Annotated in this window: 28 protein-coding genes; 14 read left to right on the plus strand and 14 right to left on the minus strand. The window is 62.2% G+C overall.

Features of this window, described 5'->3' with window-relative positions:
• Positions 1–11: 11 nt before the first annotated feature.
• Positions 12–1,283, minus strand: a complete 1,272-nt coding sequence (locus tag QCE49_RS22600; protein ID WP_008348295.1) for an MFS transporter — start codon at positions 1,281–1,283, stop codon at positions 12–14.
• A 352-nt stretch (positions 1,284–1,635) separates the two neighbouring features.
• Here QCE49_RS22600 and QCE49_RS22605 point away from each other — a divergent pair, with 352 nt between their 5' ends.
• The 5 genes from QCE49_RS22605 to QCE49_RS22625 all read left to right on the plus strand — a co-directional run bounded on the left by QCE49_RS22605 (position 1,636) and on the right by QCE49_RS22625 (position 5,442).
• Positions 1,636–2,004 (plus strand): hypothetical protein, encoded by a 369-nt coding sequence (locus QCE49_RS22605; RefSeq protein ID WP_175981049.1) that lies wholly within the window; start codon positions 1,636–1,638, stop codon positions 2,002–2,004.
• A gap of 161 nt (positions 2,005–2,165) precedes the next feature.
• A complete protein-coding gene (locus QCE49_RS22610) occupies positions 2,166–2,909 on the plus strand; it encodes a class I SAM-dependent methyltransferase (RefSeq protein WP_250457354.1) in 744 nt (247 codons plus the stop codon).
• A gap of 81 nt (positions 2,910–2,990) precedes the next feature.
• Positions 2,991–4,196 carry a beta-ketoacyl-[acyl-carrier-protein] synthase family protein gene (locus QCE49_RS22615; protein ID WP_250457353.1) on the plus strand — a complete coding sequence of 402 codons (1,206 nt, stop codon included), beginning with the start codon at positions 2,991–2,993 and terminating at the stop codon, positions 4,194–4,196.
• On the plus strand, positions 4,193–4,990 hold the full coding sequence (locus tag QCE49_RS22620; protein WP_175981052.1) for a beta-ketoacyl synthase chain length factor: 798 nt from the start codon (positions 4,193–4,195) through the stop codon (positions 4,988–4,990). The genes QCE49_RS22615 and QCE49_RS22620 overlap by 4 nt, the downstream gene beginning before the upstream one ends.
• On the plus strand, positions 4,990–5,442 hold the full coding sequence (locus QCE49_RS22625; RefSeq protein ID WP_008348304.1) for a hypothetical protein: 453 nt from the start codon (positions 4,990–4,992) through the stop codon (positions 5,440–5,442). Before QCE49_RS22620 ends, QCE49_RS22625 begins: the two co-directional genes overlap by 1 nt.
• On the opposite strand, the gene QCE49_RS22630 is transcribed toward QCE49_RS22625, so the two are convergent.
• From QCE49_RS22630 to QCE49_RS22640, 3 genes are all read right to left on the minus strand, one after another.
• Positions 5,415–6,182 (minus strand): class I SAM-dependent methyltransferase, encoded by a 768-nt coding sequence (locus tag QCE49_RS22630; protein WP_250457351.1) that lies wholly within the window; start codon positions 6,180–6,182, stop codon positions 5,415–5,417. The genes QCE49_RS22625 and QCE49_RS22630 overlap by 28 nt on opposite strands.
• Positions 6,183–6,216: 34 nt before the next feature.
• Positions 6,217–6,816: a LysE family translocator gene (locus QCE49_RS22635; RefSeq protein WP_250441025.1), complete on the minus strand. Its 600-nt coding sequence runs from the start codon at positions 6,814–6,816 to the stop codon at positions 6,217–6,219.
• A gap of 106 nt (positions 6,817–6,922) precedes the next feature.
• Complete coding sequence (locus tag QCE49_RS22640) at positions 6,923–7,504, minus strand: flavin reductase family protein (RefSeq protein WP_008348308.1); 582 nt, start codon at positions 7,502–7,504, stop codon at positions 6,923–6,925.
• 121 nt (positions 7,505–7,625) lie between these two features.
• Here QCE49_RS22640 and QCE49_RS22645 point away from each other — a divergent pair, with 121 nt between their 5' ends.
• The 3 genes from QCE49_RS22645 (at position 7,626) to QCE49_RS22655 (ending at position 11,069) form a co-directional block, all read left to right on the plus strand.
• A complete protein-coding gene (locus tag QCE49_RS22645) occupies positions 7,626–8,390 on the plus strand; it encodes a PadR family transcriptional regulator (RefSeq protein WP_409017422.1) in 765 nt (254 codons plus the stop codon).
• 13 nt (positions 8,391–8,403) lie between these two features.
• On the plus strand, positions 8,404–9,234 hold the full coding sequence (locus QCE49_RS22650; protein ID WP_008348310.1) for a siderophore-interacting protein: 831 nt from the start codon (positions 8,404–8,406) through the stop codon (positions 9,232–9,234).
• 77 nt (positions 9,235–9,311) lie between these two features.
• Positions 9,312–11,069, plus strand: a complete 1,758-nt coding sequence (locus QCE49_RS22655) for an IlvD/Edd family dehydratase (protein ID WP_250457350.1) — start codon at positions 9,312–9,314, stop codon at positions 11,067–11,069.
• A 32-nt stretch (positions 11,070–11,101) separates the two neighbouring features.
• Here QCE49_RS22655 and QCE49_RS22660 read toward each other — a convergent pair whose 3' ends face one another.
• The 3 genes from QCE49_RS22660 to QCE49_RS22670 form a co-directional block, all read right to left on the minus strand.
• Positions 11,102–11,875 (minus strand): L,D-transpeptidase, encoded by a 774-nt coding sequence (locus tag QCE49_RS22660; RefSeq protein WP_208456992.1) that lies wholly within the window; start codon positions 11,873–11,875, stop codon positions 11,102–11,104.
• 182 nt (positions 11,876–12,057) lie between these two features.
• Positions 12,058–12,558 carry a universal stress protein gene (locus QCE49_RS22665; protein WP_250457349.1) on the minus strand — a complete coding sequence of 167 codons (501 nt, stop codon included), beginning with the start codon at positions 12,556–12,558 and terminating at the stop codon, positions 12,058–12,060.
• 15 nt (positions 12,559–12,573) lie between these two features.
• Positions 12,574–12,702, minus strand: a complete 129-nt coding sequence (locus tag QCE49_RS22670) for a hypothetical protein (protein ID WP_268811658.1) — start codon at positions 12,700–12,702, stop codon at positions 12,574–12,576.
• On the opposite strand from QCE49_RS22670, the gene QCE49_RS22675 reads away from it, so the two are divergent.
• Together QCE49_RS22675 and QCE49_RS22680 are read left to right on the plus strand one after the other, a co-directional pair.
• On the plus strand, positions 12,703–13,986 hold the full coding sequence (locus QCE49_RS22675) for a LysR family transcriptional regulator (RefSeq protein WP_008348314.1): 1,284 nt from the start codon (positions 12,703–12,705) through the stop codon (positions 13,984–13,986).
• Between the two features lie 118 nt (positions 13,987–14,104).
• The gene (locus tag QCE49_RS22680; RefSeq protein ID WP_250457348.1) at positions 14,105–14,770 is read left to right on the plus strand and encodes an O-methyltransferase; all 666 of its coding nucleotides are present in this window, start codon (positions 14,105–14,107) and stop codon (positions 14,768–14,770) included.
• Between the two features lie 49 nt (positions 14,771–14,819).
• Here the strand turns inward: QCE49_RS22680 and QCE49_RS22685 are convergent, their stop codons facing one another.
• Positions 14,820–16,397, minus strand: a complete 1,578-nt coding sequence (locus QCE49_RS22685; RefSeq protein WP_250457347.1) for a SulP family inorganic anion transporter — start codon at positions 16,395–16,397, stop codon at positions 14,820–14,822.
• 82 nt (positions 16,398–16,479) lie between these two features.
• Complete coding sequence (locus tag QCE49_RS22690; protein ID WP_033536219.1) at positions 16,480–17,127, minus strand: carbonic anhydrase; 648 nt, start codon at positions 17,125–17,127, stop codon at positions 16,480–16,482.
• 256 nt (positions 17,128–17,383) lie between these two features.
• On the opposite strand from QCE49_RS22690, the gene QCE49_RS22695 reads away from it, so the two are divergent.
• Positions 17,384–18,211 (plus strand): alpha/beta hydrolase, encoded by an 828-nt coding sequence (locus QCE49_RS22695; protein ID WP_309806461.1) that lies wholly within the window; start codon positions 17,384–17,386, stop codon positions 18,209–18,211.
• A gap of 1 nt (position 18,212) precedes the next feature.
• Here QCE49_RS22695 and QCE49_RS22700 read toward each other — a convergent pair whose 3' ends face one another.
• Positions 18,213–19,067: a polysaccharide deacetylase family protein gene (locus tag QCE49_RS22700; protein WP_250457345.1), complete on the minus strand. Its 855-nt coding sequence runs from the start codon at positions 19,065–19,067 to the stop codon at positions 18,213–18,215.
• Entirely contained in the window at positions 19,064–20,149 is a 1,086-nt protein-coding gene (locus tag QCE49_RS22705; RefSeq protein WP_250457344.1) for a glycosyltransferase, read from the minus strand. The genes QCE49_RS22700 and QCE49_RS22705 overlap by 4 nt, the downstream gene beginning before the upstream one ends.
• Positions 20,150–20,692: 543 nt before the next feature.
• Here QCE49_RS22705 and QCE49_RS22710 point away from each other — a divergent pair.
• The gene (locus tag QCE49_RS22710; protein ID WP_250457341.1) at positions 20,693–21,103 is read left to right on the plus strand and encodes a hypothetical protein; all 411 of its coding nucleotides are present in this window, start codon (positions 20,693–20,695) and stop codon (positions 21,101–21,103) included.
• A gap of 15 nt (positions 21,104–21,118) precedes the next feature.
• On the opposite strand, the gene QCE49_RS22715 is transcribed toward QCE49_RS22710, so the two are convergent.
• Positions 21,119–21,865, minus strand: coding sequence for a FadR/GntR family transcriptional regulator (locus QCE49_RS22715; RefSeq protein ID WP_008348324.1), 747 nt, complete (start codon positions 21,863–21,865; stop codon positions 21,119–21,121).
• A gap of 598 nt (positions 21,866–22,463) precedes the next feature.
• Here QCE49_RS22715 and QCE49_RS22720 point away from each other — a divergent pair.
• Entirely contained in the window at positions 22,464–22,886 is a 423-nt protein-coding gene (locus QCE49_RS22720) for a hypothetical protein (protein WP_008348325.1), read from the plus strand.
• Positions 22,887–22,916: 30 nt separating this feature from the next.
• Here the strand turns inward: QCE49_RS22720 and QCE49_RS22725 are convergent, their stop codons facing one another.
• Positions 22,917–23,165: a hypothetical protein gene (locus QCE49_RS22725; RefSeq protein ID WP_409017423.1), complete on the minus strand. Its 249-nt coding sequence runs from the start codon at positions 23,163–23,165 to the stop codon at positions 22,917–22,919.
• A 146-nt stretch (positions 23,166–23,311) separates the two neighbouring features.
• Between QCE49_RS22725 and QCE49_RS22730 the strand changes: the two genes are divergently transcribed.
• Complete coding sequence (locus QCE49_RS22730) at positions 23,312–25,996, plus strand: excinuclease ABC subunit UvrA (RefSeq protein ID WP_250457340.1); 2,685 nt, start codon at positions 23,312–23,314, stop codon at positions 25,994–25,996.
• On the opposite strand, the gene QCE49_RS22735 is transcribed toward QCE49_RS22730, so the two are convergent.
• Complete coding sequence (locus QCE49_RS22735) at positions 25,976–26,515, minus strand: HD domain-containing protein (RefSeq protein ID WP_250457338.1); 540 nt, start codon at positions 26,513–26,515, stop codon at positions 25,976–25,978. The two genes, QCE49_RS22730 and QCE49_RS22735, sit on opposite strands and share 21 nt — an antisense overlap.
• Positions 26,516–26,548 lie beyond the last annotated feature (33 nt).

Here is a 26,548-nt window from a genome sequence, read left to right on the forward strand (position 1 = left end):
ATGCGACGATGTCAAGCGTTCGCGGTTTGCGCCGACGGACCGACCTTCGGTGTCTGGCGAGGAATGCTCATCGTGACCAGCACACAGAACGCGGCGACGCACAAAGCCGCCTCGACCATGAACACGCCATATGATCCGTAAGCCTGAGAGACATGTCCGAGCGCCTGGTTCGCGAGAAAGCCGCCGAGACTGGAGCACGAGTTGATAAAAGCGATGCTCAACGCGAGACCGGCCGGGGACAGCATTGCAGGGGGAATGGCCCAATACGGGCCGTAGAAGCTCAGAATGCCAACGCCAAACAACGCCATGCCAGCCATGCGAAGCGACATGGACGGAACGCTCGCGATGACGAAGAAGCCGACACCCGCAAGCAGCATCGGTAGCGCGGCGTGCCATTTGCGTTCGCCCGTGCGGTCGGAGTGCGCGCCCCAAAGCGGCATCGATATCATCGCGCAGACATACGGCAGCGCCATGATGAGCCCGGTTTGCGTATCGGTCAGGGACGCCGCGAATCCCTTCACCTGCCCCGGAAGCCAGTAATTCGATGCTTGCGAGGCCGCTTGAATCAGCATGTATGAGAGCGCCAGTTTCCAGATCGTCGAATTGCCCAACACCATCTTCAGCGTCGGCTGTTCGTCGGCGCCCTGCGCGCTTCTTTCCCGCTGCAACTCCGCTACGAGCCACGCTCTTTGATCCTTGTTCAGCCATTTGGCATCCGCAGGCGCGTCGACCAGAATGAAGAAAGCCAGACCGCCCAGCAGAATGGTCGGCACGCCTTCGATCGCGAATAGCCAGCGCCAGCCGCCATACCCGGCCATGTGGACGTGCTCGACGATCCAGCCGGACATCGGCCCCGCGACGACCGAGGAAAAGGCAATCGCCATCATGAAAAACGACGTGACCTTGGCTCGCTCGCGAGCAGGGAACCAGCAGGCGAGATAGAAGATCATGCCGGGGAAGAAACCCGCTTCGAACACGCCGAGCAGCAGGCGCGCGATCGCGACGTGGGTCGCAGTCTGGGCAAAGAATGTCAGTGCTGTAACCGCGCCCCACACTATGACGATGAAGCTGATCCAGCGGCGCGCGCCCAAGCGCTGAAGCGCGAAGTTGGCCGGAATCTGGCACAGCAGATACGACGCAAAAAACATCGATGCGATCGTGCCGAACTGGGTCGGGGAAATGTCCAACTCCCGATTCATTTGCAGGGCCGCGAAACCGACATTCACCCGGTCGAGATAGTTGAAGAAGTAAAGAATGAACGCGAACGGCACGATCTTCCACATCACCGTTCGAATGACCTGCGGCCCAAATTCCTGACGCTCCAAAAATGCCTCCCGAATATCGAATGGTCAACATACCTATTTAATATTGACAACACGGTATCCAGCAGCGTTTTCTCCGTCAACCCGAAGTATCTGATGTATGAGATACCAATTTGTGTGCCGTAGCGTGTCACGCTTCGCTTTGTTAAATCTTCGCAATTCTAAACATCCAAGAACGATCGATAGACAACGTCCTATTTGAGCGAAGACTTCAGTCAGCGAATTTTTCGAAGCCAAAACCGAAACAGGAGAATGAAAGGTGCCAGCGCAAGAAGCATCACGATTTCCAGTGCCCCTTCGCACTCGAGGCAACGTGGTTCAGAATCCGGATGCCGTCGCCGAAGCGAGGCTGTGGTCTTTGCTCGACGCAAAAGCCGTCGCCATACTTGAAGCGACGCCTGAGCTCGACAGCATCATTGAACGCTTGCATCAAAGTCACGGATATCTCGCAAGAGCCGAGGCGGATCTCTTGCATCTGCGGAGCTCGCTCAGGATGCTGGCCACGCAAAAACGGGCCGCGCAAGCGGATATAGACGCGGCAGTCGAGCAAGCAACGACCGCCGTTAGCAGGACCGTCGAAAACCGCGTGCAACTTGCACTTGACGCGTCGCGAAACGGAATAAACGTCAGGTTCTTTTGCGTCGATCACTTCGAGAATCCCGCGAGCGCAGACGGTCTGTGAGGGCCGAAATCTTCGCGCAACGATCGATCCGCGCGCGGATGTGCTTCGTCGCGATGCGGAAAAAACAACGTGTTCAGACTCGAACATGTTCAACGATCTCCGGCGCTTTCGAAAGATTGAATCTATAGTCGAGGGCTGACCCGTCAGGGGCCGTTGCATACGTGAACTCACCCCTCGCCCGAATGCTGCCCGCCGCGCTCATCGAAACCGCCAGCCGCCCCTACCGCGCGGCGGGCCGGTTCGCGTGGCACTTCGCATCGGCCAAGCTGCGTCGCGATCCGTTCTTCGCCCATATCCTCGCGCACGGCCTGATTCCGGATGGCGCGCGCATCCTGGATCTCGGCAGCGGCCAGGGCTTGCTCGCCGCGTGCCTCGTCGGTGCGCACGCGTGGCATGGCGAACACGCCCAGCGTGCGTGGCCCGCGCGCTGGCCCGCGCCGCCCGTGCCGCGCTCGATTCACGGCATCGATCTGACGCCGCGCGACGTCGCCTGCGCGCGCATCGCGTTGCAGGCGCACGAGGCGCGCATCCGATTCGTGTGCGACGACATTCGCGCCGCGCCGTTTCCCGATGCCGATGTCGTCGTCGCCTGCGATGTGCTCCATTACGTCGATGCCGACGCGCAGGTGTCGATCCTCCGCCGCGCGCGCGCCAGCCTCGCGGCGAACGGCGTGCTCCTGCTGCGCGTCAGCGATGCCGCCGCGGGCTGGCACGCGCGCCTCGATCGCGCCATCGATTTCGGCATGCAGATCGCGCGTTCGGGGCGCGCGAACGGTCTGACGGTCCGCAGCGAGGCGCAATGGCTCGCGCTGCTCGGCGATCTGCGATTCGCGGTCTCCATCCGTCAGATGGGCCACGGCGCGCACGACGCCAATCGTCTGTTGATTGCGCGTCCCGTCGGCTGATTGGCGGCATCGTCCGAAAGGCCTCGTTTGTTACAATTCATCGTTTTCGAACGCTCCCGACTCAAGGGAAACGAGCCCGTAGTGAATCCTCTTCTGCTTACGCATTTCACCGCGACGAGTTGCGCGGGCCGCGGGCTCGACGCGACGCTCGCCGCGCTCTCGGACGCACGCAGCGGACTCGCGCCGTGCGACTTCGAGGGCGCCGCGCTCGCCACTTATACGGGCCGCGTCGCGGGCATCGAGGATGCGCCGGTGCCCGCGGATCTCGCCGCGTTCGACTGCCGCAACAACCGGCTCGCGCAACTCGCGATGACGCAGGACGGCTTCGACGACCGCGTCCGCGAAGCGATCGCGCGTTACGGCTTGGAGCGCGTCGGCGTGTTCATGGGCACGAGCACGGCCGGCATCCTCGAAACCGAACTCGCCTACCGGCGTCGCGACACCCGGACGGGCGCGCTGCCCGCCGATTTCAATTACGCCAACACGCACAACCCCTATTCGCTCGCCGCTTTCGTGCGCGCCTATTTCGGGCTGCGCGGGCCGGCGGCGTCGGTGTCGTCGGCGTGTTCGTCGGGCGCGAAGGTGTTTGGGTCGGCGCGGCGCATGCTCGAAAGCGGCGTGATCGATGTGGCCATCGTCGGCGGCGTCGATACGCTCTGTCTCACGACGCTCTACGGGTTCAATTCGCTGGAACTGCTCGCGCCGGGTCCGTGCAAGCCGTTCGACGTGAAGCGCGACGGCATTTCGATCGGGGAGGCGGCGGCGTTCGCGCTGCTCGAACGCGATTTGGCCGATCCCGCCGATGACGACGCGATCCGCCTGCTCGGCATCGGCGAATCGAGCGATGCGTATCACATGTCGTCGCCGCATCCGGAGGGACTCGGCGCGCGTATCGCGATGGAACAGGCGCTCGCCAGCGCCGGTCTCGATGCGAGCGACATCGGCTACGTGAATCTGCACGGCACGGCGACGCCCAGCAACGACGCCGCCGAAAGCCGCGCTCTTACGAGCCTGTTCGCGCGCGTGCCGTGCAGCTCGACCAAGGGCGCGACGGGGCATACGCTCGGCGCGGCCGGCGCGCTCGAAGCGGTGATCGCCGCGCTGACGCTGCAGCACCAGATGATTCCCGCAGGCGCCAATACCACCGAGCCGGACCCGGCGCTCGGCCCCGACTACGTGCTGACGACGCGCGCCGCGCCGTTGCGGGCTGTGCTGTCGAACTCGTTCGGCTTCGGCGGGACGAACTGCAGTCTCGTGTTCGGACGCAAGGGAGCGGCATCGGCATGACTCCATTGCGTGCATTTATCGAAGGCATCGGCGTGATTGGTCCGGGCCTGGCCGGCTGGCCCCATGCCGCCGACGTGCTGACGCAGCGCGCCGTTCGCGACGCCGCTCAAACCGTGCTGCCCGCGCCCGCCGGTCTGCCGCCGGCCGAACGCCGGCGCACCGGGCCGGTCGTGCGCGCGGCGCTCGCTGCCGCGCACGAAGCGGTCGCGCAGAGCGGCCGCGACGCCGCGACGCTCGCCGCCGTGTTCGCGGCATCCGGCGGCGATGGCGGGAATTTCCACGCGATCTGCGAAACCCTCGCGAGCGCCGAACCGCAGCTCTCGCCGACGCGCTTCCACAACTCGGTCCACAACGCGCCCGCGGGCTACTGGAGCATCGCGACACGCGCGATGGCCGCATCGAACGTGCTGTGCGCGTACGACGGCAGCTTCGCGGCCGGCTTGCTGGAAAGCCTCGCGCAAGTGAGCGTCGATGGCGCCGCGACGCTGCTCGTCGCCTACGACACGGACTATCCCGAGCCGTTGCGCCAAGTGCGTCCCATCGTCGATGCGTTCGGCGTCGCGCTGGTGCTCGCGCCGCATGAGAGCGAGCGGACGCTCGGGCGCATCGAAGCGCATCTGTCGGACGAGGACGCTTCCGCTTTCGCCGATGCCGATCTCGAAGCGCTGCGCCTGTCGAATCCCGCCGCGCGCGCGCTGCCGTTGCTCGACGCGCTGGCGCATCGGCGGGCGGCGAACGTCGTGCTGGATTATCTCGACGGCACGCAGCTCGCCGTGAGCGTCGAGCCGTCATGATGTTCGGCCGCGACTGGATCGCCGCGCGCATTCCGCATAGCGGCTCCATGTGTCTGCTGGATGGCGTCGTCGCGTGGGATGCAAAGCGCATCCGCTGCACCGCGACGAGTCATGTTTCGCCGGATAATCCTTTGCGCTCGAAGGGACGTCTCGCGTCGGTATGCGGCATCGAATACGCGGCGCAGGCGATGGCGGCGCATGGCGCGCTCGTCGCATCGAACGAAGCGAGACCGCGCGTCGGGATGCTGACCAGCGTGCGTGGCGTGGAAACGCACATCGACCGGCTCGACACGCTCGACGCCCCGCTCGATATCGAAGCCCAACGCATGGGCGGCGACGACAACACCGTGCTCTACCGCTTCACCGTTCACTGCGCAGGCCGGCTGCTGCTGAGCGGCCGCGCTGCGGTGATTCTCGACGCCGCTCAGCGCGCCGGTTTCGTCGCGCAATAAGCGGAAAAGATGCCGAGCTCGACGTCGCGGCGCACGTCGATGAAACCGGCGCGCTCGATCGCGGCGATCACATCGGCGGGCGGCACGCAGGCCTCGATCGTGTCCCAGTAATAGCGCATCAACTCGACGCTTTCCCCTTTCTTGCCGACGATGCGCGCGATCGTCGGCACGACGCCGCGCATATAAAACTTCAGTGCAGCGATGCCGATACCATGCCCGGGCCGCGTGATTTCCAGCACGCAGAGCCGTCCGCCAGGCGCGAGCACGCGGAAGTATTCGTCGAAGGCCTTCGAAAGATCGCTTACATGACGCAGCGCGAAGCCCATGCTCAGAAATTCGTAGGCGGCGTTCTCGCACGGCAGATCTTCCGCCGTGCCGATGCGCGTTTGCACGCCGATCGGCAGATGCGCCTCGCCGACCATGCCCGGACTCGGATCGACGCCGGTCACGAGCGCCGGATCGCCGGTGATCGCGACCGCTTCCCTCGTGACGAGCCCCGTTCCCATGCCGACATCGAGCACGCGCATGCCGCGCGCGAGTCCCGCCGATCGCAGCGCGCGATTTCGATACCACGAACCGGAACCGAGCGCCATCACGCGTTCGATCGCGTCGTAGTCGGATGCGGTGCGGTCGAAGATGCCGCGCAGCCAGACGCGCCTTTTCGATTCGTCGGCGTAGTAGGAGGTGAGCGGCTCGTGCGGGGCTTTCTTGTCGAGGGGATCGCGCCGATGAGAGGTCATTCAGTCTCCAGATTTCGCTGTTCGTTTTATCGCTTCAGTGGAGCGTCGTCCACGCAAGCGCGATGGAGAACGTGGCCAGCACGATCGATGCCCCGCGCTGAACGCGATCGGGACTCAGCCACGCGAGACGCCCGGTGCCGAGCGCCGCGCCGAAGGTGATCCACAGAAAGCCGATCGGAATCAGCGCGGCGGCGAAGATCGACATCGTCTGAAGATAAACGACGGCATTGCCGAAGGCGCTGGCCGGAAAGATCGCGCTCGCGAAGAGCATCGCCTTTGGATTGAGCAATGTGGTGACGAAGAGGGTGCGCATGCCGACCGTCTTTTGCGCGGACGTCGGCAGGGAGACGGCAGTGCGCCACATCAGGACGGCGAGATAGGCAATGTAGACGCTGCACGCGACGCGCAGAAATGTCGGGAGCCAGGTGAGAAAGCCGGCCGCGTGCGTGACGAGATAGCCCCAGACGGAAATTGCGATGAGGTAGCCGGCGAGCTCGGCGGCCATGAGCGGCGTGGCGCGCCTGACGCCGCGACGCAAGCCCGCGGTCGCGAGCAGTGTGTTGGTCGGTCCGGGCGTGATCAGGATGATGACGATGCCGAGCAAAAGGAGCGCGGCCTGCGAGCTCGAATGCATGGAACGGTTTTGAATATTGGATGCAACGTGCTTAATACCATAATTCGATGCCGTTCCTGCCGCGCGGCAAGGTTTGCTAGCCGTGTCCAGGGGCGCATCGACGGCGTCAGCGCGCAAGCGGCTTCGCCTGCTCCATCGACGACGCGCGCACGAACTTCCCCGCGCCGAGATGGTGAATCGTGTGTAGCGGCTGATTCGATTCGTCGATGATCCAGTGGCCGTCGACGAACACGCGCGAATCGGCAGCGGCTGCGACGACTTCGGCAAAACAGGTGTCGTAGGCGTCTTCCGTGTGCTTCTCGTCGATCAGCCTGCATTCGAGCCAAGCCGCGCAATTCGTTTCGATGAGCGGCAGACCGAGCACCGGCCCTTCCACGATGTCGATTCCGAAGGCCTCGAACTTGTCGATCTCGCGCCCGCTCGTCGAGCCGACGGCGTACGTGAGATCGATCATCGCCGCACCCGGCACGACGATGCCGAAGGTGCCGCTCGCGGCGGCGAGCTCGCGCGTGTAGGTGCGCTTGTCGATCACGACGGCGATGCGCGGCGGCGTGAACTCCACCGGCATCGACCAGGCGGCGGCCATCACGTTGCGGCGCGCGCCGTGCGCGCTGGTGACGAGAACGGTCGGACCGTGGTTGATGAGGCGGCTGGCGTGCTCCAGCTTGACGGGACGGAAATGGCTCATGGATTTATGTGTGCAAAAGACAATGCGGGCCATTGTATGCGGCGTTCAAAATGCGCGCGTCCGCCGATCGATCCTAAGAAGATCTTCTTGACAGACACTCTTACGATATATATCTTTAGATATGTTTTACGACATATCTGGAGTGTTACCTATGAAATCCCGCTGCTTTCAACGTGCGCGTGACGGCGGTTTCCGCGCATTCGGCTTTGATGGTTCTGCGTTCGACGCCCCAGAGTGGCACGAACGATTCGCTTTCGAACGTTGGGGAATGATCGGCCGTCATCGCCATGGCGGCGGCGGTCGCTTCGGCGGCGGCCCCGGCGGCATGGGCGGCATGGGCGGGCTCGGCGGCGAAGACGGCATGCCGCGCGGCCGCAAGTTCTCGTCGGACGACTTGCAACTGTTGCTGCTCGCAATGCTCGCCGAAGCACCGCGTCATGGTTATGAACTCATCAAGGCGCTCGAAGACCGCTCCAACGGCTTCTACGCGCCGAGTCCCGGCATGGTCTATCCGGCGCTCACCTATCTCGAAGAGCTCGGTTATACGACCGTCGAGCTGGAAGGCAACCGCAAGCGCTATGCCCTTTCCGACGCGGGCCGCGAATACCTCGCATCCAATCGCGAACGCGTGGACATCATGCTCGCGAAGCTCACGCATTTCGCCCGCAAGATGGATCTCGTGCGCCGCGCGTACATGGGCGAAGAAGTCGACGACGCCGCCGCCGACAACGGCTGGGCGCCCGAGCTGATCGCCGCTCGCCGCGCGCTGAAGAAGGCGCTGCTCTTGCGCACCGACGCATCGCAGGAAGAACAACGCCGCATCGCCGCGATCCTCGCGCGCGCGACGGCCGAAATCGAACAAAACCCGGCGCCGAAGCAGGCGTAAGGAGCCAAAGACGATGACCGATTCCATCCTGCAAGACCGGCCCGATCTCGAAGTCACGCGTGTGCGCCACGCGCTCAAGTTTCGGCTGCTGAAAGTCACGCGCGTCCAGGCGCTCAATCCGCACTTCGTGCGCGTGACCTTCACGGGTGACTCGCTCGACGATTTCGTCAGCGCATCGTTCGACGATCACGTCAAGCTGTTTTTCCCCGCGCCGGGCGAGACCCTGCCCGCGCTGCCGCAAGCGGGTCCGAACGGTCCCGAGTTCGATCCGGCCAAACCGCGTCCGATTGCGCGCGATTTCACGCCGCGTCGTTTCGACCGTGATGCGCGCGAGCTCGATATCGAATTTGCACTCCACGAAGCCGGTCCCGCAACGGCCTGGGCCGCGCAGGCCGCGCCCGGTCAGCATCTCGGTATCGGTGGACCGCGCGGTTCGTTCGTCATCCCAACTAACTTCGACTGGCATCTGATGATCGGCGATGAAACCGCGCTGCCCGCCATCGCGCGTCGTCTCGAAGAACTGCCCGAAGGCACGCGCGTCGCGACGCTCATCGAAGTGGCCGATCCTTCCGCGCGCATCGAATTCGACACGCGCGCCGATCTGTACGCGCAATGGCGTTATCGCAACGAAAGCTCACATCCCGGCGGCGCGTTGCTGCTCGCCCTTCGCGAAACCTATGTGCCCGATGGCGAAGGCTATGTGTGGGCGGCGGGCGAAGCCACGCTCATGCGCGAAGTGCGCAAGCTGCTATGCGACGAACGCGGCATCGACAAGAAACGCATTCGCGCTTCGGCTTACTGGAAACGCGGCGAACAAGGCGTGCACGAAACGATCGACGGTTGATTCGTGATCGCCCGACGATAAACCGGTGATAATCGAGGCACGGAGACGTTCAACGCTTATCACACGGCAGGGCGACCATGACCGACACGTTCAAGAAAAAGTCCGATGACGAACCCGCGCAACCGAGCGGCCTGCGCAAATCGCTGACGAGCTATGGCGACAATGGCTTCTCGCTTTTCCTGCGCAAGGCGTTTATCAAGGGCGCGGGTTATACCGATAGTGCGCTCGATCGGCCCGTCATCGGCATCGTCGATACGGGCAGCGCGTACAACCCGTGTCATGGCAATGCGCCGCAACTCATCGAAGCCGTCAAACGCGGCGTGATGCTCGCGGGCGGCTTGCCGATGGATTTCCCGACCATATCGATCGCCGAATCGTTCTCGCAACCGACGAGCATGTATCTGCGCAATCTGATGTCGATCGACACCGAAGAGATGATCCGCGCGCAACCGATGGACGCGGTCGTGCTGATCGGCGGATGCGACAAGACCGTGCCCGCGCAGTTGATGGGCGCGGCATCGGCGGGCATTCCCGCGATTCAACTCATCACCGGCTCGATGCTTACAGGAGCCCATCGCGGCGAGCGCGTCGGCGCATGCACCGATTGCCGGCGCTATTGGGGCCGCTTTCGCGCGGAGGAGATCGACGAAGCGGAAATCGCAGCGGTGAACAATCAACTCGTCGCGAGCGTGGGGACATGTTCCGTGATGGGCACGGCGAGCACGATGGCGTGCATCGCCGAAGCGCTCGGCATGACCGTGCCGGGCGGCGCCTCGCCGCCTGCGGTGACGTCGGATCGTATGCGCGTCGCCGAGCTCACTGGCACGCAGGCCGTGCAGATGGCGCGCGAGAATCTCACCATCGACAGGATCCTCACGGCTGAAGCATTCGAGAACGCAATGCGCGTGCTGCTCGCGATAGGCGGTTCGACCAACGGCATCGTGCATCTCACGGCGATCGCGGGACGCATGGGTTATGACATCGATCTGCAAGCGCTCGATCGCATGGGACGCGAGACTCCCGTGCTCGTCGATCTGAAGCCGTCCGGATCGCATTACATGGAGGACTTTCACAAGGCCGGCGGCATGGCTACGCTGTTGCGCGAATTGAAGCCGCTATTGAACCTGAACGCGCTGACGGTGACGGGCCGCACGCTCGGCGAAGAGATCGATGCTGCGGGCCCCGCTTTCGCGCAGAATGTCGTGCGCCCCTTCGACAGGCCGATCTATCCGCAAGGCGGTATCGCGGTGCTGGAGGGCAATCTCGCGCCGGGCGGCGCGATCATCAAGCAATCGGCGGCAAATGCGAAGTTGATGGAACACGAAGGGCGCGCGGTCGTGTTCGAGAACGGCGCCGATCTCGCGGCCCGCATCGATTCGGATGATCTCGATGTCACGCCCGACGATATCCTCGTGCTTAAGAACATCGGGCCGAAGGGTGCGCCGGGCATGCCCGAAGCGGGTTATATCCCGATCCCGCGCAAGCTAGCGGTAAAGGGCGTCAAGGATATCGTCCGCATCTCGGATGGACGCATGAGCGGTACTGCGTTCGGCACCATCGTGTTGCACGTGACGCCTGAAGCGGCGGTGGGCGGTCCGCTCGCGCATGTTCGAACGGGCGACCGCATTCGCCTGAGCGTATCGAAACGCGAGATCAGTCTGCTCATCAGCGATGAAGAACTCGCAGCGCGCGCTAAAGGATCGCCGGTCACGATTCCCACTGCGGATCGCGGTTATCGCAAGCTGTTCTATGACACCGTCACCCAGGCGGACAAAGGCGTCGACTTCGACTTTCTTCGAGCTACGCAGACCCGCGGGGTGATACCGCGCCGATAGGCTCGAAAGGCCACTTGAGCGTGGCCTTTTTTTCAACCGGGACTCGATCCGTCAGCCACGGCTTCCGAAGGATCTTTGGAACTGCGATAGACATACACTTGCGTGCCCACAGGACTTGTCTCCCACAGTCGCTGCATGACTGCCTCTGATCCTACTCCCATGCAGCCATGGCTGGCGCCCTCATATCCTTGGTTCTGAAAATCGTATGAGAGGTGGAAGGCCTGACCGGAGTGCTTGTCTTGATCCTTGTCCCATGCAATGAACATCGCATAGGGCATGGGCGTTCCATAGGCCTTTGAAACGTGATGGCGGCTCTTGAAAGCTATGCGTCCGCGACCTTCGCCTGTGGCATATCGCGCACCGCGGGCATCGCCGGGACGCACATAATACGACCACTGCGCTATGCCATTTTTATAAACCGTTGCAGTGAAAGTCGTCTTATCGACACAAATGATGTGCTTGGCTTTGGAGCAAATGGAAGGCACCGTCGTGGATGCGGGTGTCGGTGCCCTATCGAAGCTGAAACCATCCGGGACGACGGGGCCGGCCGTCTTTCCATCGTGAGGTTCAATGGCTGGATTCGCAGCATACGATGCACTGGCCTGAGCCTGAATCACCTCGATTGCATCGACTACAGACAGCCCTTTCAAGGGATCCGAAGCGAGCACCGGGCTCGACGCGACCGCTTCCATCGATACATTTGCCGCCGCGTCAGAAGGCATGACATTGACGCTTGCGGCTAGCGCGCCTAACGCCAGCACAGCCACGACACCTACAGCCAGCCATTTCCAACGGCGCTGGCCCAAACAGAAACTACGCACTCCCTATCCCTCTTAGAACGAAGTCGTCGCAAAAATTGAAGCGATGCGATTATCAACGCTCTCCGAGGGGTTGTCGATCAGCCACTTCTGGTTGTACCGCGACATATCGCAGCACGCGTTTCTCTACGCGTGGGTGAAACGGTTTCCGATACCGTCGCATAAACGCATCAGGCGTGATGCGTTTGCAACGCCGCGCCGCGAATTTCCATCACGTCCGCCGAATCAGCGACGCATGCGGTTGCGATCAGCACTTCCCGATTCGTATGGCGGCACACCACGTTACGAACACGGTCCATGCCGAAGCTGAAGACGCCGCGCTTCCTTGCACCGAGCACGACGAGATCCGCATCGAGGCGATTGGCTTCATCGGCGATGATGCGGCCGACGCTGCGCCCGTCTCGCGGCAACGTGCGCGTTTGCCAGTCCGCATCGATGCCCGCACGCCGAAGCATCTTCTCGCTGCTGCCGCGAATCAAGAGCGCGAGCTGATTCACGAGCGCGGGCAGGTCCGATAGACATTCCATCTGCCATCCCGCCCACCACGGCGACGATTCGATCACATGCAGCACGGTCAGACGCGCGTTGTTTTCGCGCGCCCGCGCAATCGCGGTCGACAGAGCGGCTTCGCTGAAACTCGGGCCCACTGCGACGAGGATATGTTGATACATGGCGCAACCCTCCGATCAATCGATGACATCCATCGCTCTATGCATGACATCATGATCGGCGACGACAATTAGGGGAAAATGAGCGCGAAGCGCACGAGCCTGTACGATGCGATAAATCAAACTGATGGCATCGGGCACCTTCATATGGACAATCGGGAACTGCTCAATCTCGCGTATCTGCGCGCATTTCGGCTCGTCGCGCAAACGGGCAGCGCCACGCGCGCCGCCGCGGCACTGTTCCGCGCGCAATCGGCGGTCACACGCTCGCTGCAGGAACTCGAAGCGGCGGTCGGGGAAACTTTATTGGAGCGTCGTCCGTCGGGCATGTTGCCCACGCCTGCGGGACGCGCTGTGCTGTTGCGCTGCCAGCGCATCTTCGCCGAACTCGAAGAACTGGCGCAGTGGTGCGCCACGCGCCAGTCACGGCGTCGGACCGCGACAGGCGGCACGCTCCCGGCCTTTCTGCTCAATACACGGCGGCTTCAGTTGTTCTCGGCACTCGCGCGCCATCGGCATATGCCGAGCGCAGCGCAGACGTTGGGGCTCAGTCAACCGGCCGTCAGCAGCGCGATCCGCATCATGGAGACCGGCGCTGGCATGCAACTGTTTTATCGCAGTCCGCGCGGGTTGCTGCTCACCAGCGAAGGCGAAACTTTCGTGCTGCATGTGCGGCGCGCGCTGAACGAACTGCGCCACATTCCTGATGATCTCGCGGCGCTGCGCGGCACGATTCAAGGTTATGTCACGGTCGGCGCGCTGCCGCTCGGCAGAACGTTGATCCTGCCTGGCGCGATCGCGCGCGTTGCCGCGCAATATCCGGGCGTGCGCGTCGTGACGGATGAGAGCTCGTATGAAACGCTGGTCGCGGGACTGCGTGCCGGCGATATCGATTTCGTGCTCGGCGCGTTGCGTCAGAACGATGCGTCGAGCGGACTCGTCAATGAGCGCCTCATGTCGGAAGATATCGTCGTGATCGCGCGTCGCGGGCATCCGCTTGCAGCGCGAAGTGGCCTGACGCTCAAGGAGCTGATCGCTGCGCAATGGATTCTGCCGCGTAGCCAGGCACCCGCGCGCGGAATGTTCGAAGCGCAGTTCAAGCGATGGAAACTGAAACCGCCGATGCCGACCGTCGAGACCGCCGATCTCGCGGTCATTCGCGGGCTCCTGATGCATACCGACATGCTCGCTGCCGTATCCGCACAACAACTGCACTACGAATGCGAGTCGGGTCAGCTAACCGTAATGGACATTCCGCTGCAAGCCACGCGCCGCGAGATCGGGCTTACGATGCGCGCAGGCGGCACGCCCTCGCCGGCCGCGCGTGCATTGATCGACGCAATCCGCTTGACCGTCGATCAGCTCGGGCATGAGTTGCGGCGCGAGTCGCGCAGTATCGTCAAGACGGTCGGCGCGAATGTGTCACCTTGATTGCGAACTGCTTTCAAGGTCATCTGAATTGTTTATCGCGCAGACGCGTTTTGTACGGGGCTCCATTCGTGTTGTATCGTTCGAGAGAACGCGATAACCGCAACGGCAAGGAGATGCCATGAACGAACAGCAATGGCTGGCGATGGACGAATACCTGTGCGATCGAACGCAAACGCCGGACGCCGCACTCGAAGCCGCATTGAAATCCAGCGCGGACGAAGGGCTGCCTGCGATCAACGTCGCGCCAAACCAGGGCAAGCTGCTGCAGATGCTCGCGCAGTTGCGCGGCGCGCGACGCATTCTCGAACTCGGCACGCTCGGCGGCTACAGCACGATCTGGCTCGCGCGTGCCCTGCCTGCGGACGGTACGCTCATCACGCTCGAAGCCGTCGAGCACCATGCTTCCGTCGCGCGCAAGAACATTGAACGCGCCGGATTGTCGGGCGTTGCGTCGGTGATTGTCGGCGACGCTGTGGATACGCTCGAATCATTCGTGCGCGACGGCATTCCGCCTTTCGATTTCATCTTTTTCGACGCCGACAAGAAAAGTTATCCCGCCTATTTGCGCCTCGTGTTGCGCCTGAGCCGGCCCGGCACGGTGATCGTCGCGGACAACGTGATCCGCAGTGGCCGCGTGGCGGACGTCGGCAGCGCCGACCCGGACGTCATCGGCGTGCGCAAGTTCTTCGACATGCTCGCAGCCGATACCCACGTGACGTCCACGGCGATTCAAACGGTCGGCAGCAAAGGGTGGGACGGATTCTCGATCTCGATCGTCTCCTGAACGGCGCCCGCAACGGTTGGTGCATCGAGACGCCTCGTTCGACTTCTTCTTACTCCGACGACATCTCCTGCCTGCGCAAGCCGAGCCATCTGCCTCGCAATGCGGGCGCACCACTTTGCGAGCGAGGCTGCGGCAGCTTTCTGCATTCGACATGCATGTCGCGCGAAGCCGCCGCGGCCACGAACCTGTCGATCTCCTCGCGCACGTCGGGGTCGATATAGTCCGCGCGTGAAGCGTCGAAGATCACCGTCGCGCCGTCGGGTATCGTGCGCAGATGATGTTTCAGCGTGACCTTGCCAAGAAATGAAACGTCCTTTCTGAACGACACCAGATAATGATCGTCGTGCTGCGCAATCGTAATGGGACGGCTGAGGTTCGCGCGCATGGCAAGCAGAAGACTGCATGCAATGCCGAGCAAAATGCCCATCAGCAGATCGGTCAACAGCACGCCGGCAATCGTCGCGATGAACGGCACGAAGCGCTCGATGCCCTGTTTCGCGACCGCTGCGAACAACGAAGGCTTGGCGAGCTTGAGACCCGTGAAGATCAGGATCGCCGCGAGGCAGGCGAGCGGAATCAGGTTGATGACGCTCGTCAGCGCGAACACGCTCACGAGTAGCAATGCGCCATGCATGAACGACGACCATCGGCTCTGCGCGCCCGCATGCACGTTCGCCGAACTGCGCACGATGACCGAAGTGATCGGCAGCGCGCCAATCGCACCTGCCATCATATTGCCGATGCCCTGCGCTTTCAGCTCGCGATCCGGATGCGCCGCGCGCTTCTTGGGATCGAGTTGCTCGACAGCTTCGAGGCTCAGCAGCGTTTCGAGGCTTGCGACGATAGCAAGCGTGAATGCGAGCCGCCACACATCGGGGTTCGCGAACTGCGAGAAGTTCGGCAATTCGAGCGCATTCGTGAACGCGGTGAACGACTCCAGCGACGGCAGCGCGACGCGATGTTGCGCGGGCGGTGCGAAGCCAGGCGCGAACAGATCGAGCAGCAGAGTCGCACCGATGCCGAAGGCGACCACTGCGAGCGGCGCGGGCACGGCGCGCACGAGCGCAAAGCGACGCATCGAGCGTGTTTCCCAGCCTGCGAGCATCGCAAGCGAGACTACGGCGACAATGCACGCCGCTGCGGATATCGGACCGAAGGGCGTGTCGAGCATGCCCGGACCGTTCGCTGCAGGCGCGCCTGCATTCGCGAATCCCGCAGCAAGCGGAATCTGCTTGATGACGAGCAATAGGCCAATAGCCGCGAGCATGCCTTTGATAACCGACGAAGGCACATAGGCCGCGAAGCGCCCCGCTTTCAACATGCCGAAGCCGAATTGAATCGCGCCTGAAAGCAGCACCGCTAGCAGAAACGCGGAGAAGCTGCCAAGCCCGGCGATGCCATCGACGACGATGACGATCAAGCCCGCGGCAGGGCCGCTCACGCTCAATTGCGAGCCACTCAGCAACGCGACGACGAGGCCGCCGATAATGCCCGACAGCAGACCGGCGAACGGCTCCACGCCGGATGCATTGGCGATGCCGAGACACAAGGGCATCGCGACGAGAAACACGACAGTGCCCGCGAACATGTCTCGCGGAAAAGTGGCTAGACGGTTATTCGAGTTCATGATTTTTTTCGAACGAGTTGGGTCCTGCGAATGTCGCGAAAGCGACCTCGCATCGATAAGCGATCGTTAGAAATGAGCGGGCTTAGGCGGCCCGAAGCGATGTGACCTGCGCGCTCGCAATGTCGCGACTTTCGCTCTCTTCGGCATAGCCCGAAGCGAGCACTTTGATGAGCCCGTCGTGCAGGCCGAAGATCCAGCCATGAACGCGTGGCGGCACGTCGTGCTCTCGCACGATGGCGTGTTCTCGCAAAAGCCGCACTTGTTCGAGCACGTTCAGTTCGGCGAGTCGATTTGCGCGCGCGTCGAGCTCGCCGAATGAATCGAGTTCGTGCCGATGCCGTTCGCCCAGCGCGCACAGCGGCGCGATCCGGCGATTCACATGCGGCAGGTCGCTCGATTTCGGCAGGAGCGAGGCGCGCACGCCACCGCATCCGTAATGGCCGCAAACGATTACGTGATCGACCTTCAAAACGCGCACCGCGTATTCGAGCACGCTCAACGTGTTGTCATCGGATGGAGAAAAAAGGTTAGCGATGTTGCGATGTACGAAGAGGTCGCCAGGATTGGCGTTCGTCACAGTCTCGGCGGGCACGCGGCTATCCGCGCAGCCTATCCACAGCACTTTAGGGCTCTGTCCTTGGGCGAGACGCGGAAAAAATTGCGCGTCGGCGTGCGCGGTCTCGCGTGCCCAGGCAATGTTTTCCAGAAGCATTCGTTTCGGTCGATTCATGCAGATCTCTCCAGAACGGGCGCGCCATAGTTGCACACGCAAGTATTCGAATAAGGGCCGCATCTGCGTTGCAGTGCAGCGAGATTCTTACGAATAACTTTCGCAGAAAAAGTTCAGCGCTGTCCAGAGAAAAAAACAGACAAATAAATTTATTTTTTGAAAGATCGCGCAGGACCAATGATGTATTAGTCGGGTTCAAAGCTGCAGGCGCGCCGTCTGATAATCTTTGTACTTCACGCTCAGCATTCGCAAACAGATGACCGACCCTGCAGCAAGCATCGACACGACGCGCTTCGTCGAACTGAATGGCGCCGCTTCCTCGGTGCGCATCGAATATCAGTGGCTGAATCCGGAGCGCGCCGATGCGCCTATCGCAGTGTTCCTGCATGAAGGACTGGGCTCGATCGCGCTATGGAAAGGCTGGCCGCAAATGCTTTGCGATCGCCTGAACTGCAGGGGACTCGTCTATTCGCGGCCAGGTTATGGCCGATCCACGCCACGGCGCGCCGAAGAAAAGTGGCCGGTCGAGTTTCTGCATCTGCAAGCGCAAAAAGTATTGCCCGCATTGCTCGATGCGCTCCACATCGACGCACGGGAACGTGCGCGCATGTGGCTCGTCGGGCATAGCGATGGCGGCACGATCGCCCTGCTCTACGCCCGAGCATTTCCCGAATCGCTTGCCGGTCTCGCCGTCCTCGCTCCGCATTTGTTCGTGGAACCGATGACCGTGGAAGGCATCACAAAGGCGCGTGAAATGTATGAAACGACGTCGTTCCGAGAAAAGCTCGAGGCTTATCACGACGATGTGGATTCAGCCTTTTACGGATGGAACGATGCGTGGCTGAATCCCGCGTTCTTGCATTGGGACATCACGGAACAAATATCGTCGATCAAACGGCCATTGCTCGCCATTCAAGGCCAGGACGACGAATATGCGTCGATGCTGCAACTCGACAAGATCGCGGCGGCTGTCGGGCACGCGCAGTTCGTCAAGCTCCCGCAGTGCCGCCACTCGCCGCATCGCGATGCGACCGATGCAGTGAACGATGCGATCGCCGCTTTCGTGCGAACGCCTCAGCAGTGAATCAGCGTTTGATCTTCAGATAAGCTCGGCTTATCGCGGGCCGCGTATGCACCCATAAACGCGATGCCAGCCACGAAGCCGGCCGGTCGCGCACTTCGAGCCGCTTGATCGTGCGTTCGGCATCGTCGGATGCAGCGCGATCCAGCGGATTCGCGCCGACGTTCGTTCCAGTGTGGCATGTGTAGAAGTGCCTGAATCCCGCATTCAACGCGACTTCCCGATAGTCGTCGTCGTAATAACCTTGCGGCCAACACAGATGATCGGATACTTCGCCGAGACGCGTGCGCAGTGCCCCACGCGCGGCGCTCAGATCGTTCTGCAACGCCTTGCGTTTCTCGTCGCGCGAACTCGCAACCTGATCCCAGCGCACATGAGAATGCGTATGGCTATGAAATTCGAACGTGCCGGCTTCACGCATCGCTTCGATTTCGGACCAGCGCAGGATCACATCATCGGCGTATCCATTTTCGATTGCGCGCTCCCCCGCACGATGATCGAGCAATCTCGGCATCGTTGCCAAGTTGTCCGATGCATTCGGACGAACGCCGCCTTCGCCGGGCCAACTGCTGACAAGAAAGCACAGCGCCGTAAAATCATGGCGCTTCAATACCGGATGCGCGTGCACCCAGTTGTCGAGATAACCATCGTCGAAAGTGATGACAAACGATTTCGCGGGCACGTCCTCGCCGCTCAGAAAACCTGCGAGTTGCGCCGCGCCGATGGTGCGATAACCCGCGCGCGCAAGGTAGTCCATTTGCGCGGCGAAGTTATCGGGCGTCACTGTGATCATGCCGGGCGATGTGCTGACGTGGTGGTACATCAGCACGGGAACGGCGCGTGCATACTTCGCGCTCATCTGCGATGACCTCGTTCGTGCAATGCGCGCTGATAGAAACTGGCCGTTTCGTCCGCCATATCGCTTATGGTGAAGCCACGTTCGGTGATGCGAAGGCTCTCGTCGCGCAGACGCTGGCGCAACGCCGGATCGTCGATCATGCGGACAATCGCCGCACGCAATGCAACGGGATCGTGCGGCGGCACGAGCAGTCCATTCACGTTGTCTTCGATCAGTTCCGGCACGCCATCGACATGCGTGCCGATGACGGGCAAGCCCGCCGCCATTGCTTCGATGAAAGCCTGGCCCAGCGCTTCTTGATGCGTGGGAAGAACGAATAGATCGGAACCGCGAAAGATATTGGGGATATCGGTGCGAAAGCCCAGCAGGCGAATGCGATCGGCGAGGCCGAAGCTATCGACGATTCCCTTGATGCGTTCGAACAAAGGACCATCGCCCGCCATCACAACATGCAGGTTGGGATGCGTGTCGACGAGCGGGCGCACTGCCGCAATAAGATCTTCATGTCCCTTCTTGTCGCGCATGATCGCAACCATGCACGCAACGAATGCGTCCTCACCGAGACCGAGTTCCGCGCGCAAAGTCGAATGCGAGACATGCTGAGGTTTCGGAATGCCATCGTAAATAGTCTGCACGCGCTTCTCCGCAACACCCGCCGAAATCAGATAGCGGCGCACGTAATGACTCACGGCGATCACGCGATGCGGAAGCCATGTATAAGTTGCGAGCGACGAGATGGGCAATGCCAGATGCCGCGTACGCACGATGAGCGGCGTGCGCGCCAGCCGCCCCGCCGCGCCGGCAACGAGACTGTCGTGGCCACTATGCGTGTTGAGCACGTCGAACGCGCGGCGACGCAGAAGCGCTTTGATGGCCAGAATGGATCGCATGTCGCCGCCACTGCGCATGCGCGCGTGGTGAACGGCGAACCCAAGTTCGGCGCAACGTTGCCCGAGCCGCGCATCGCTCGGGCAAATCAGCTCGACGGTATGGCCGCTTTCGCGCAACGCGACCATCTCCTTCAACGTCCGTATTTCTTGACCGCCCCATCCCTTCGAGGACTCGCTATGTAGGATCTTCAAACGCCTGGTCTCCACGTCCGACACATTCCTGTCGGAAATATTTCGTAATATTCACATTACCTTACTGGCCTTGGCGATTCGTAAAAAAACGCAAGGAATTTGATATGGCCTCGAACGAGGCTTATCGAAAGAAAGAATGCAAGCAGATGAACGCGCGCCGAAGTGGCGATCCGTCGATAACGATTCTTCGACGAAGTGAACCGAGTGCGTGAAAGGCTAACGGCTCACTTACGCGTTCGGTTGACTCGTAGCTGGCAATTTCGTCAGCTTAGCTATTCGGATCCTAGCGTGGAATTGGGGGATTCCGAACTAACCCGTCGGACATGCGGGTGCTTAAGCATGCGATAAGAATTGGGCCGATTGCGCAAACGTTTGATGCGCACGCGCTCAAGCAAGCCTTTTGGACGATAGCTCGACAACCCATCGCAACAGTAATTAGGCGCGTTTAGAACGAACCGCAACGCCGTCTTTCGGTCGATTTTTCTCGGCCGGCAAGCATCATTCGAGCGTGATAACTTCAACCGATATCCGGAGGAAAAAATCATGCTGCTCTCAGACAATGAACTGGCCCGCTTGCAATCCGTCGCGCCGTTTTTACGAAACGAAGCGCACGCGGCACTCGAGCTGGAAGCGAACTATGAAGTGACGATGGAGCTCGAATCGCATTTGCAACCGGGCCTGCGCATACGCGCGCCGGATTCGTCGCGGACGACGGCCGCTTCGGATGCGCCGCCTTACGCGCTCGATCTGTTCGTTGGCTTGCCGCTGAATGAGTTGCGCGCGCTCTCACATGCCGATGACGCTACACGCGAAGCCGAGATCGCGCGTTTCGGCGCGCGCTTCTCGCCGCGTCTTCTGCGCGCGATTGCCAGGATGGCGCCGCACGAGATCGATCTCGATGCCGGCGTGCAAAGCGAAGCCGGCACGCTTTCGGTCATGCTCGAAGAAGATTAAACGACGCCACTGCGATCAGTCATTCTTCGATGCCGCCTCATGCGCGCGCCGCAGCCGCTCCCGGCTGTTCGACAAATGCATCCGCATGGCCGCGCGTGCTGCTTCGGGATCGCGGCGTTCGATCGCATCGAAAATATCTTCATGCTCGCGATTCACGCGATCGAGATAGCCAGAAGGATCGTTATGCGCAAGCGCCGCCGAATTGACGCGCGTGCGCGGAATGATCGTGTTGCCGAGCTGGCTCAGGATGCTATGGAAGTAACGATTACCGGTAGCCTTCGCAAGCTCGAGATGAAAGGCCACATCGGCCGCGACCGCGCTGCCTTCGCCCGCTTCGATGAGCCGCTCGAATTCGTCGAGCGCCCGGCGCATCTGCGCGAGGTTTTCATCGGTGCGGCGCATGGCCGCGAGACCGGCCGCCTCGGCTTCGAGGCTGATGCGCAATTCGAGAATCGCCATCACGTCGCGCACGGTGAGATCGCCCGCGGCCTCGATCTGGAACCGCTCCTGATCGCCCGCTTCGAGCACGAATGTACCGATGCCGTGCCGCGTCTGAACGAGGCGCGCAGCCTGCAATCGCGAAATGGATTCGCGCACGACAGTCCGGCTCACGCCGAGTTGCGCCATGATTTCCGATTCGGTCGGCAGCTTGTCGCCGGGCTGAAGCGCGCCGCTGCGAATCCGCTCCGATAACTCGGCGACGACTTCCTCGGTGAGATTTCGGGAGCGGCGAAGCGCGCCGGACGCGAGTGCTTGGGACATTGAAAGGCCGATCTTTGTATGCTCGATGAGCAATTATAGGGCGCGGGACAGCTTGTACGATGACTATCGTTTTCAGCGCGAAACTCGACGATCCATCGAGGCAATTTCTAGAACCAACAATCGCTTCATTGAGCGAGCCGCATAACGCGGCGAGCTCTGTTCGACGCTGTGCCGGTCATGATGGAAATCCCTATCGAAAACGTCCGAATAGGGACAAAGCAAAGCGTTGATAAACCGTTCGTTGCGGCGTAAAGTTCATGTACCGCATGAAGTGAAACGCGCCCGCCAGACGGCATCAGCCGCACGTCGGCAAATATCCTTTTTGTCCGCGCATTGGCGGTTCGCTTCATCGTCCGGCTCGCGAGTCCATGCCGCATCCGTTGGATTCGCCATCAACTCGCGCAGTCGCGAGCCCGATCACAGCGGTTCACCGGTTAATCGCCACGCATGTCTCTGCGTTGCACCACACGTCTTTCGCCTCTCGCGCAAGTCACTCATCGGACAGGCGCTCAACCGGTGGACATCCGTATTCACATTCGCAATTTTCACAGCGATACTGAGACGCGGCATCGAGGTTGGCAGGCAAGGAGACGAGCAAATGATGCGTGAAGTAAGCGGAGCGTTCTACGGCTCCCGTAAGCTGGATGAAGCACTCGAAGACCTGCGCGCGGAAGGAATCGCGGCCGACCGCGTGCGCGTGGCGAGCATGAGCGGCTTCGCGGATTTCCATACTTCGCAAACGCAGAGCAACAATGCGCAGACACAATGGATCGCGGCGGAATACGCGGGGCACGGGGAACATCTGGGCGTGGTAGACACGCACGACTATCCCTACGGACTCGACATGTCGAGCGACGACATCCTCCCCTCGTTCGGCGCGGACGGCGGCGACGCTGACGTGGCATGCAGCATTACACGCGTCATCGTGAGCATTCGCGACGAAGCGGAGATGCGGGCCGTTTGCGACATCTTCTCGCGCCTCGGCACCGACGATATCGACATCGAAAGCGTCGCGGTCTGATCGGCAACGCCCGCCGCTACGATCGGCCCGTCACTGGGTCGTCGTCGCGGGCTTCGCTTTCTTTTTGTGCTTGGAGTGGAAGCTGCCCTGGCGCGTACTGCCGGGCGTGGACGTGTTGTCGCCGCCGACGGTCGGCCCGGCCGTTGCCGCGCCGTGAGCGTTGCCCCTGCCCGATCCGCCATTGCCGTTGCCGCCCGACTGCGCCATCGCAACGCCCGACCCGCCTATCGTCACACCTGCCGTCAGCGCGACCGGAACCCGCACCGGCATTGTCCTCATTTTTTCCCTCGTCGATCAGGTTCACCACCGGTCTGAATGCGATCGCATGCATGATGCGTAATTCAAAATGCCATCTGGTATATGGCATGCTGCATGCGAATTCCTTACTTCCGCCGCCGCGCCCGGCCAGACAACCCGCCCGACTCATGGATGCCCGCAAAACCCAACGCGAATCCGCCTATCGCGACGATGCCGCGCCTGCATCGAGAGCAGGTTTCGTGCGCGTGCGCGGCGCGCGCGAGCACAACCTGAAAAACGTCGATGTCAACGTGCCACGCGACGCCCTCGTCGTCTTCACCGGCGTATCCGGTTCCGGGAAGTCCTCGCTCGCATTCGGCACGCTCTACGCCGAGGCGCAGCGCCGCTATTTCGAATCGGTCGCGCCGTATGCGCGGCGGCTCATCGAACAAGTCGGCGTGCCGCAGGTCGATTCGATCGAAGGCTTGCCGCCCGCCGTCGCGCTTCAGCAGCAGCGTGGCGCACCGAATGCACGCTCGTCGGTGGGCAGCGTGACGACGCTCTCCAGCCTCGTGCGTATGCTCTATTCGCGCACCGGCAGTTATCCGCCGAAGCAGCCCATGCTGTACGCGGAAGATTTTTCGCCGAACACGGTTCAGGGCGCGTGTCCCGTGTGCCATGGCCTCGGCCGCGTCTACGAAGTCACGGAAAAGTCGATGGTGCCCGACGACTCGCTCACGATCCGCGAGCGCGCCGTCGCGGCCTGGCCGCCCGCGTGGCACGGACAAAATCTGCGCGACATACTCGTGACGCTCGGCTACGACGTCGACACGCCGTGGCGCGACTTGCCGAAGAAGGATCGCGACTGGATTCTGTTCACCGAAGAGCAGCCGACGGTGCCGGTGTACGCCGGTCTCACGCCGAAAGAGACGCAAGCCGCGCTGAAACGCGGCGCCGAACCGAGCTATCAGGGCACATTCACCGGCGCGCGCCGCTACGTGCTGCATACCTTCGCGCACACGCAAAGCGCGCTCATGAAAAAGCGCGTGTCGCGCTTCATGGTCGGCAGCGATTGTCCCGCATGTCACGGCAAGCGGCTCAAGAAGGAAGCGCTATCGGTGACGTTCGCAGGGCTCGACATCGCCGAATTCGCGCGTCTGCCGCTCATCCGACTCGCCGATCTACTTGCGCCCATCGCACGCGGAGAATGGCCCGCCAGTGATGAAGCGCCGGCTCCCGCGCTCGCGAGGAAAGACCGCATCGCGGCGACGGCCAAGCGCGTCGCGGCAGGCGGCTCGGCGCACAAGGCCGCGCCGGACGTGCGCCGCACGGCCAATCTTTCCGACGAGAAACGCGCCGCCGCCGAGCGCATCGCGGCGGATTTGCTGGAGCGGCTCGGCACGCTCATCGATCTGGGTCTGGGCTATCTCTCGCTCGATCGCGCGACGCCGACGCTCTCATCCGGCGAACTGCAACGATTGCGGCTCGCGACGCAACTCGCGTCGCAGCTCTTCGGCGTCGTCTATGTGCTCGACGAGCCATCCGCGGGCTTGCATCCGGCCGACAGCGAAGCGCTCTTCGCCGCGTTGCAGCGATTGAAGGCAGCAGGCAATTCGCTGTTCGTCATCGAGCACGATCTGAACACCATGCGGCGCGCGGACTGGCTGATCGATGTCGGTCCGGCCGCCGGTGAACGAGGCGGACATGTGCTGTATAGCGGGCCGCCGGAAGGCCTCGCATCGGTGGAGGAATCGCAGACGCGCAGGCATCTGTTCGCGCCGAAGCAAACGATCGAACGCGTCGCACGCGAACCGCGCGGATGGTTGCGGCTCGAAGGCATCACGCGCAATAACCTGCATGGCATCGATGCCGCGTTTCCGCTCGGCGCCTTCACGACCGTCACCGGCATTTCGGGCTCGGGCAAGTCGAGCCTCGTGAGTCAGGCGTTGCCGGAACTCGTCGCGGAGCGGCTCGGACGCGCGCTCGACGATGCAGAAGAAGACGAGCAGGACCCGCTCTTCGCTCGAGCCGACGCTTCGGCGGGCGGACGCATCGTCGAAGGCATGGAGACGATCCGGCGTCTCGTGCGCGTCGACCAGAAGCCGATCGGCCGCACGCCGCGTTCGAATCTCGCGACCTACACCGGCCTCTTCGATCACGTTCGCAAGCTCTTCGCCGACACGCCGGCCGCGCGAAAGCGCCGCTATGGCGCAGGACGCTTCTCGTTCAACGTCGCGCAAGGACGCTGCCCGACATGCGAAGGCGAAGGCTTCGTCAGCGTCGAGTTGCTGTTCCTGCCGAGCGTCTACACGTCGTGCGCGACATGCCACGGATCGCGCTATAACCCGCAGACGCTGGAAATCGAATGGCATGGGAAGAACATTGCGGATGTGCTCGGCATGACCGTCGATACGGCATGCGACTTCTTCGCCGATGAAGCCAGCGTCATGCGCGCGCTCGCCGTGTTGCGCGACATCGGCCTCGGCTATCTGCGGCTCGGGCAGCCCGCGACGGAGCTATCAGGCGGAGAAGCGCAGCGCATCAAGCTCGCAACCGAACTGCAGCGCGCGCATCGCGGCGACACGCTCTACATTCTCGACGAGCCGACGACGGGGCTTCATCCCGCCGACGTCGATCGCCTGATGGCGCAACTGCAAGGGCTCGTCGATGCGGGCAATACGGTCGTCGTCGTGGAGCACGACATGCGCGTCGCATCGCTTTCCGATTGGGTCATCGACATCGGCCCGGGCGCCGGTGAAGATGGCGGCCGGATCGTGGCGACGGGCACGCCGCAACGTATCGCCGAACATGCTGCAAGCCGCACGGCGCGTTATTTGAGCGACGCGCTGGCCTCAGGCGACCACGTGTCCTGAAGGGATGCCTTTGCGATAGACCTCATCGAACACGGCTTCGAGTTCCCGGTGCGTGCCGCGCAATTCATCGACGACACGCCTCGCCCAATCGAAGTATTCGCGCTTTCTCTCATCGCTCCAGCCGGACGGCGGCGCGGCGAGAATATCGCGCAAATTGCAAATCTTATCGGCGAGTTTCACGAGCTTCGCGCCGTGACTGATATGCGCCGCGTGTTCGACCTGAAAACGCTTCCTTTCGGCCTTCGACAAGGACTTGTCGTCCGTCACTTCGTCGACGATGCGCCCGATCTCCGCGCTGAACCGCCGCACGAGTTCATCGCGCGATGTGTCCGTGTCTTCGATCGTGTCGTGCAATATGGCGGCGATCAGCACGCGCTCGTCTTCGACCCCGCCTTCGTTCGCGAGCACATGAGCGAGCGCGATCGGATGATTGATGTACGGCGACGCGTCCGCATCCTTGCGGCGCTGCTTGCGATGTTTGTCGGCCGCGAACGCGACGGCGTGGATGAGTTGATTCACTGGATGGCCTTCCGTGTCGTCTTTACCGGAAGT

This window comes from Caballeronia sp. LZ008 (assembly GCF_031451435.1).
GTDB classification, from domain to species: Bacteria; Pseudomonadota; Gammaproteobacteria; order Burkholderiales; family Burkholderiaceae; genus Caballeronia; species Caballeronia zhejiangensis.

Bases quoted from the DNA above. Each gene is read 5' to 3' on its own strand.
- QCE49_RS22600 (WP_008348295.1), bottom strand. From the start codon at position 1,283: ATGTGGAAGATCGTGCCGTTCGCGTTCATTCTTTACTTCTTCAACTAT.
- QCE49_RS22620 (WP_175981052.1), top strand. From the start codon at position 4,193: ATGACTCCATTGCGTGCATTTATCGAAGGCATCGGCGTGATTGGTCCG.
- QCE49_RS22625 (WP_008348304.1), top strand. From the start codon at position 4,990: ATGTTCGGCCGCGACTGGATCGCCGCGCGCATTCCGCATAGCGGCTCC.
- QCE49_RS22630 (WP_250457351.1), bottom strand. From the start codon at position 6,182: ATGACCTCTCATCGGCGCGATCCCCTCGACAAGAAAGCCCCGCACGAG.
- QCE49_RS22635 (WP_250441025.1), bottom strand. From the start codon at position 6,816: ATGCATTCGAGCTCGCAGGCCGCGCTCCTTTTGCTCGGCATCGTCATC.
- QCE49_RS22640 (WP_008348308.1), bottom strand. From the start codon at position 7,504: ATGAGCCATTTCCGTCCCGTCAAGCTGGAGCACGCCAGCCGCCTCATC.
- QCE49_RS22645 (WP_409017422.1), top strand. From the start codon at position 7,626: ATGTTTTACGACATATCTGGAGTGTTACCTATGAAATCCCGCTGCTTT.
- QCE49_RS22650 (WP_008348310.1), top strand. From the start codon at position 8,404: ATGACCGATTCCATCCTGCAAGACCGGCCCGATCTCGAAGTCACGCGT.
- QCE49_RS22655 (WP_250457350.1), top strand. From the start codon at position 9,312: ATGACCGACACGTTCAAGAAAAAGTCCGATGACGAACCCGCGCAACCG.
- QCE49_RS22665 (WP_250457349.1), bottom strand. From the start codon at position 12,558: ATGTATCAACATATCCTCGTCGCAGTGGGCCCGAGTTTCAGCGAAGCC.
- QCE49_RS22670 (WP_268811658.1), bottom strand. From the start codon at position 12,702: ATGAAGGTGCCCGATGCCATCAGTTTGATTTATCGCATCGTACAGGCT.
- QCE49_RS22675 (WP_008348314.1), top strand. From the start codon at position 12,703: ATGGACAATCGGGAACTGCTCAATCTCGCGTATCTGCGCGCATTTCGG.
- QCE49_RS22680 (WP_250457348.1), top strand. From the start codon at position 14,105: ATGAACGAACAGCAATGGCTGGCGATGGACGAATACCTGTGCGATCGA.
- QCE49_RS22685 (WP_250457347.1), bottom strand. From the start codon at position 16,397: ATGAACTCGAATAACCGTCTAGCCACTTTTCCGCGAGACATGTTCGCG.
- QCE49_RS22690 (WP_033536219.1), bottom strand. From the start codon at position 17,127: ATGAATCGACCGAAACGAATGCTTCTGGAAAACATTGCCTGGGCACGC.
- QCE49_RS22695 (WP_309806461.1), top strand. From the start codon at position 17,384: ATGACCGACCCTGCAGCAAGCATCGACACGACGCGCTTCGTCGAACTG.
- QCE49_RS22700 (WP_250457345.1), bottom strand. From the start codon at position 19,067: ATGAGCGCGAAGTATGCACGCGCCGTTCCCGTGCTGATGTACCACCAC.
- QCE49_RS22710 (WP_250457341.1), top strand. From the start codon at position 20,693: ATGCTGCTCTCAGACAATGAACTGGCCCGCTTGCAATCCGTCGCGCCG.
- QCE49_RS22715 (WP_008348324.1), bottom strand. From the start codon at position 21,865: ATGTCCCAAGCACTCGCGTCCGGCGCGCTTCGCCGCTCCCGAAATCTC.
- QCE49_RS22720 (WP_008348325.1), top strand. From the start codon at position 22,464: ATGATGCGTGAAGTAAGCGGAGCGTTCTACGGCTCCCGTAAGCTGGAT.
- QCE49_RS22725 (WP_409017423.1), bottom strand. From the start codon at position 23,165: ATGAGGACAATGCCGGTGCGGGTTCCGGTCGCGCTGACGGCAGGTGTG.
- QCE49_RS22730 (WP_250457340.1), top strand. From the start codon at position 23,312: ATGGATGCCCGCAAAACCCAACGCGAATCCGCCTATCGCGACGATGCC.